Origin of the sequence: Secundilactobacillus collinoides DSM 20515 = JCM 1123, assembly GCF_001435975.1 — a bacterium.
Classification (GTDB): domain Bacteria; phylum Bacillota; class Bacilli; order Lactobacillales; family Lactobacillaceae; genus Secundilactobacillus; species Secundilactobacillus collinoides.
Genome location: NZ_AYYR01000022.1, coordinates 52,145 through 58,256, shown reverse-complemented (window position 1 = coordinate 58,256; position 6,112 = coordinate 52,145). Strand labels below are relative to the sequence as shown.

At 45.9% G+C, this 6,112-nt stretch carries 6 protein-coding genes; 1 reads left to right on the top strand and 5 read right to left on the bottom strand.

The window, feature by feature from the left end:
• The 4 genes from FC82_RS05160 to FC82_RS05145 form a co-directional block, all read right to left on the bottom strand.
• A partial coding sequence (locus FC82_RS05160) for a class II aldolase/adducin family protein (protein WP_191982793.1) occupies positions 1 to 176 on the bottom strand: 176 nt, incomplete at its 3' end.
• Positions 177 to 195: 19 nt separating this feature from the next.
• The gene (locus FC82_RS05155) at positions 196 to 1,809 is read right to left on the bottom strand and encodes a xylulokinase (RefSeq protein ID WP_056996393.1); all 1,614 of its coding nucleotides are present in this window, start codon (positions 1,807 to 1,809) and stop codon (positions 196 to 198) included.
• Positions 1,810 to 2,057: 248 nt separating this feature from the next.
• Positions 2,058 to 3,143 carry a GntR family transcriptional regulator gene (locus FC82_RS05150; protein ID WP_054759497.1) on the bottom strand — a complete coding sequence of 362 codons (1,086 nt, stop codon included), beginning with the start codon at positions 3,141 to 3,143 and terminating at the stop codon, positions 2,058 to 2,060.
• Positions 3,144 to 3,407: 264 nt separating this feature from the next.
• On the bottom strand, positions 3,408 to 3,614 hold the full coding sequence (locus FC82_RS05145; protein ID WP_056996392.1) for a hypothetical protein: 207 nt from the start codon (positions 3,612 to 3,614) through the stop codon (positions 3,408 to 3,410).
• A gap of 329 nt (positions 3,615 to 3,943) precedes the next feature.
• Between FC82_RS05145 and FC82_RS05140 the strand changes: the two genes are divergently transcribed.
• Positions 3,944 to 4,453, top strand: a complete 510-nt coding sequence (locus FC82_RS05140) for a DUF7679 family protein (protein ID WP_054759492.1) — start codon at positions 3,944 to 3,946, stop codon at positions 4,451 to 4,453.
• Between the two features lie 590 nt (positions 4,454 to 5,043).
• Here FC82_RS05140 and mmuM read toward each other — a convergent pair.
• Positions 5,044 to 5,991, bottom strand: coding sequence for a homocysteine S-methyltransferase (gene mmuM / locus FC82_RS05135; protein WP_056996391.1), 948 nt, complete (start codon positions 5,989 to 5,991; stop codon positions 5,044 to 5,046).
• Positions 5,992 to 6,112 lie beyond the last annotated feature (121 nt).

Sequence of the window (6,112 nt, the reverse complement as noted above, 5' to 3'; positions counted from 1 at the left end):
ACAACAACCAAGTCTTCTGGCTTTAAGGCGTCATAGTCGACACCGGAAGGCTTGATGACAAACAGACCCTTTTCACGGTCAATTCCGGAAACGTTGCCCCAGGTAAAGGTCACGAGACCTAATTTAGGAAGCTGCATGTTGGCTTCGTAAACTTCTTGTTTTAAATCTTCTAGCATTTATTCAGTGCTCCTTTAATTAAAGATCAATTGATTTAGTCGCTGCCAATTCAACGTTCAAGCCTTTCTTGTAGGCCTCGATGAATTCGTTGCAACCTTTGACACCAGCTGGATCAGGGTCAACCGTGGTCGATTCAGGGTTGGCAAATACCTTGTGATCCAAGAAATCAGCCAGGTCTTCAACGTCTGGTTCAGTAGCTTTAGCCAAGGTGTACAACCCCAGAACAGCCATGCCCCAAGGTCCACCCTCGCCGGCGTTACTCATGACGGTGATCGGTGTGTCCAAGGCATCGGCTAACACTTGTTGGCCGATTTTTGGTGTCTTGAACAAGCCCCCTTGCGCGATGAAGACATCCGCTTTGATATGTTCTTCGTTTGCCAAAATATCGTTACCGATCTTCAGTGGCGCGAAGGCAGAGTACAAATGTGTCTTCATGAAGTTTGGCAGGCTGAATTTGCTGTTGGGTGTCCGGACAAACATTGGCCGACCCTCGGGCATTTTGGTGATGTTTTCACCTGAGAGGTACGCATAACTCAGCAGGTCACCAGCGTTGGCATCGGCACGAGTCGTGCTATTAAACAGCGCCCCGTACAAGTCGTTTGGCTTGAGGTCAACGCCGATCTCCTTAGCAAATTCACCGAACAAGCCAACCCAGGCATTAATGTCTGATGAACAGTTGTTGGTGTGCACCATGGCAACTGGTGCGCCATCTGGTGTGGTGACCATGTCAATATCGCGGTGAACGTTAGCCATCGGCTGGTCCAAGACCACCATGGAGAAGGCTGACGTTCCAGCAGAGATGTTCCCGGTTCGTTTACGAACAGCATTCGTAGAAACCATCCCGGTCCCGGCATCACCCTCAGGTGGTGCCATCAGAGAACCGGATTGCAAATCACCGGATGGATCCAATAACTTGGCCCCATCAGCAGTCAACGTCCCAGCCGTTTCGCCAGCCAACTTAATTTCTGGCAAAATGGCTTTCAGGTTCCACAGATATTGGCGAACGCCGCGTTGCTGATTGAACTGGTCAATCATCTTGGTGTCGTAATCCTGCGTCGCATCATCGATTGGGAAGACGCCTGATGCATCACCGATACCCAAGACTTTTTCGCCCGATAGCTTCCAATGGACGTACCCGGCCAAGGTGGTGATATAGTCGATATCCTTCACGTGGTCTTCCTGATTGAGAATGGCCTGGTAAAGGTGCGCCACGCTCCACCGTTGCGGAATGTTGAAATCGAACAGTTTGGTCAGTTCATCGGCCGCCTGCTCAGTAATGTTGTTGCGCCATGTTCGGAATGGTACCAACAGGTTGCCTTCCTTATCAAATGGCATGTAGCCGTGCATCATGGCACTGACGCCGATTGATCCGATCTTGGTCAGTTTAACGCCGTAAGTGTCCTGCACATCCCTTGCCATTTGTGCGTAACTGGTATGGATACCTTCCCAGATGTGATCCACTGAGTAGGTCCAAATGTTGTTGACTAATTCGTTTTCCCAGGTATAGTCGCCGGAAGCCACGGTGTTGAAATCGTCTGTGACCAGCACAGCCTTTACCCGGGTGGATCCAAGTTCAATCCCCAACGAAATTTGTCCGTTTAAAATTTTTTCTTTAATCTGGCTCGTTTCCATGTCTGATTCCTCCAGATAACAGCTCGTGGGTTAAATTTATTAATACATTAATCGCTTACAACTTGAATTTTATTATATTTATACTAATAAATCAACACATTTCGTATTTATACGGACACTCAGTTGTACCCAATTGATTTGAAACCTTGGTGTACTGGTGTTTCAGCCTCGCTGAATCGCAAATTAAATTTTGCTAAACAAAAAGCCTCGCGACAGCAACTGTCCCAAGGCTCAAGAGTATCTCATTATTAATTGATTTTTTTAACGGAATTGCGCACGATCATCTCGGGATCATAAACGATGGACTTGGCTGGTTTCTTACTGATTAAATTGATCAGCAGTTGCGCAGCATCATGACCCATCCGTTCCTTTTCGTGGCTCATTGTGGTGATGGCTGGGTCAATGTAGCGGACCACATTATAGTCATCGAAACCGGTAATCGAAATATCATCCGGAATGCTAAGATTCAGCGATTTAACCATATCAATGACGCGGATAGCTAATTGGTCGTTGTAGCAGACGATGGCGGTCGGTCGAGAATTGGATTTCACAGCGTGTTCGATCTTAGCGAGGATCTGTTTGATTGGGTCCATTGACTGATACATGATGATGTTGGACTTAAGTGCAATCGCAGCGTGTTCTTGGTACGCCTTGATAAATCCATTCATCCGGTTGACTCCCTGTACGTCGTCTACTTGGAACACCCCGAGAATCCGTTCGTGGCCCTGGTCAATCAGGTAATTGGTCAGTTTAGCCATGGCCCCTTCATCGTTGGTCGTGACAGAGGGCGCACTCAGTTCCGGCAGATCGTAAGTGGCATTGATAAACACCACAGGCAGTCCCAGCTCGGCTATTTTATCGTAGAGGTCCCGATTAGACGTTGGAATCGTACTTTGCGTCGGTTCAATGATCAGGCCAGCCACGTTGCTCTGGAGCATCGTGGTCAGTGACCGCCGTTCGAGCTTTGGGTCGTTGTGAGTGTTGGCTAATAAAATTGAAAACCCGTTATCGGAAATAATCTGATCCGCTCCGCTAATAATACTTGGAAAAATATAGTTAGCAATGTGGGTCGCAATCACGCCAATCATCCGGTTTGAGTTGTTTTTATTAGCTTGGGCTGTTTGCCAGTCGTTGACGTACATCCCGCCCCCTTGTATCCGGTAAACGAAATCCTCATTTTCCAGATCGCCAATGGCACGGCGGACAGTATAGCGACTGACGTTATACTCATTCATCAATTCTGTTTCAGTCGGCAGTTTATCTCCGATAGCGTAGGTACCTGCAAGGATTTTTTCCTTAACACCGTCCTCCACGATTTCATATTTTGCTTGCATTCTCTTAACTCCAGTTGCGTCCGGCGGTCCCCTAAGTCTGTTGCCGAATGCGATTTTATAGTTGTAGGTCGATTAACGTATGGTTTCAAGTATAGCAAATTTATTTGGTCTAAGCCCAATAAATTTAAAATTTGTGAATTTATTTTTCAAAGCTGATTGGCAAAAAAGAGCGCCTCTTTCTGGATGCACCAAGAAAAAGACACTCTTAGATTGATCAACTTGATTCACTGACGTTTATTTTTCACTAAATAGTTGTAATTAAAACTAGTTTTTTGCTGGCTTACGGTGCAGAATCAAATCATCGACAACGGTGACTGCACCTAAAATGACCATTGCGATATTCAGCCAGAAATAGATGTTAGTCGCGTGTTCGCTGACCATACTGCCAGCACCGACGATCAGAACAGCTAAGCCTAACCAAAACTGGATGTCTTTGTAGAAGTCACGATTAAATTTAAGTTGTTTGTTCATGGTTGGATTCCCTTCATCTTAAACAGTGTCACTCACTGTTAATTGTTTGTCTCATTGTGACGCATTTTTTATACGGATGCAAGCGGTTACCAACCTGATACCAGGCCAATTATAATGAAAAATCGCCGTGTATCAACCTTTATCGGTGAAAAAGTTATTCGATAAATTATTTTTAACCCTTGTCAAATGAACCAAAATCGGCAATAATGACAATTCAGACCCACATTTCTAAATTGCGACAATCTTAAAAATCTGCTTGCTTTCTTCGTGTGACTAGCATAAAGTTAGGAATGGTAGCGCTATCATTTATCAAAAAGGGAGGCCTCACAATGCCCGAAAAACTCTGGTGTGCCACAATTGAACGAACGGATGGGCAAATCATCGCTTACCGCCTCTCAGGCGATTTACAACACGCTTTGAACCTTGATGTTGCAGGTCAGCGGCATTTATTGCACGGTCTCATTGTGATCCCGCTCGCACCATACATATTTGCCAAACCTAAAGGCACCAAAGACGATACCTTACCACCCTATGGCGTCGGTTACGTGACCAAAATCTATCAGCAAGACGAAGATGAGGCCATCGTCTTAACGCCCACCCGCAGTCAGTTTATTGACCACGGCTACTGGCCAAACGACACGCGAGAAAATGTGCGGACCTACTTGCAACATGATTACTCGTGGCTCAATAAGCAACAGATTGATGCCGACATTGGCTATTGGCAGCAGATAGAAACACACAAACCCTGTCGTGCAAATAAATTCTGGCACGTGGTGTCCGAATACCGGATTCAGCGCCATTTGCGGCGGATCAAAGCTTATCATCGCGCACATTCTTAATTTTAAGTGTTGAAAAGCGCGCACCACAAAGCGTTTTAAGGCCTTAGTAAAAACGTTTTTCAGCCTTGGGAAGTTCATTGTCGCTCGGTTCGCGTGCGTGAATTTTACTCCTTGATTAATCGTAGGAACCAAGGCTGGATTACAAGCTCCTGCATCCAATAATAATATCAAGAATGTCATTTTAGTGCATATTTGTTATCCAGACTTAACCGTTCAAAAAGGCTGCTTCATGGCCATATTAACGCCCCTAGCTAAATATCCTGAATTGGATTGTTAGCTAGGGGCGTTTATATTTTGGGAACAGAGTCGCCATTTGTGCTGTTCGTTGTTTGATTGAGCAAAACGACAATCCAACTGCTGAACCATTTCAGATACAGACTCATAAAGCCAACCATAATCAACGCTAAGCTTTCATCAGATAAATCGCCAACAAGCAAGCATCCTAACTGTGACGTTAAAACGCAGCTGGTAAATCCAGCAGATTAAAAGCATCCGCGGTAATTCGTTGTTAATCAATAATAGTGCTGCCAAGTGTGCGTGCTGGTCGGAGAACGAACAGCGACAAACAATCGTCGCTTACCCTGAAATCGTTATTTTTTAATTGCAGCAGCAACTTCCCTGATATCATCAGGCGTCGTCCGACAGCAACCGCCGATCATTGAAGCCCCAGCAGCCTGCCACTTAGGAACAAGTTCACTGAATGACTTCGCATGCGGATTTGTTTGCCAAGTTTTCGATTTTGGATCGTAGGTATCACCATTGTTTGGATAAACGACGATTGGCTTGTCGGTTACACTGTTGATGACCTTGACCAATCCCTCGATGTTATCCATTGAGGTACAGTTCACACCAACGGCCACGATATTTGCGTACTGGTTAAAGTAGTCGACCGCTTCCGTCAGTGGTGTGCCGTCGCACAGTTCAGCTTTGTCGCTGACACTAAATGAGAGCCAGGCAGGAATACCGGCAAACTCGCTGCTTAAAAGATTGGCCAGCGCTTTTGTCTCTTCAAATTTTGGTTGCGTTTCAAAGGCAAACAGATCAATGCCGGCTTCTTCCAAGAGTTGCATCCGAGCACGGTGGAAAGATTTATACTCATCAGCACTCAGATCATAGTCGCCTGTGTACTCACTCCCATCGGCCAAATAAGCGCCATAGGGCCCGATACTGCCGGCAATGAGCAGTGGCGTTGCCTGACGGACAGAGTCTTCCAGTGTCTCGGCATAGGCATCACGAGCCTTTTGCGCCAGTTTAACGGAATCAAAAATCATCTTACCGCTTTGTTCGGCCGTCAGCCCAGCCTTTAGAAACGCTGGCACATTGGCCTGGTAACTGTCAGTGATGGCAATGTTCGCCCCGGCTTCAAAGTAACTGCGGTGAACGTCGACGATTGATTCTGGGCTGTGCACTAGTGCCATTGCCGACCACAAGTCATTATCCGTATCCACACCACGTTTTTCAAGTTCGGTCGCCATGGCGCCATCGAGCACCAGACTGGCCTGTTTTTCGAGCCAATTTTTTAGTAAGTCGTTATTCATAATAAAAATACCCCTCATTATATGTAACACTTGCAATTCATTGTTTTTTAATGATATTCTAATTCAAGTTGTTCTTCAATTGAACGGAGGAAAAAGATTTTGGAAAAAAGCGACACCAAGC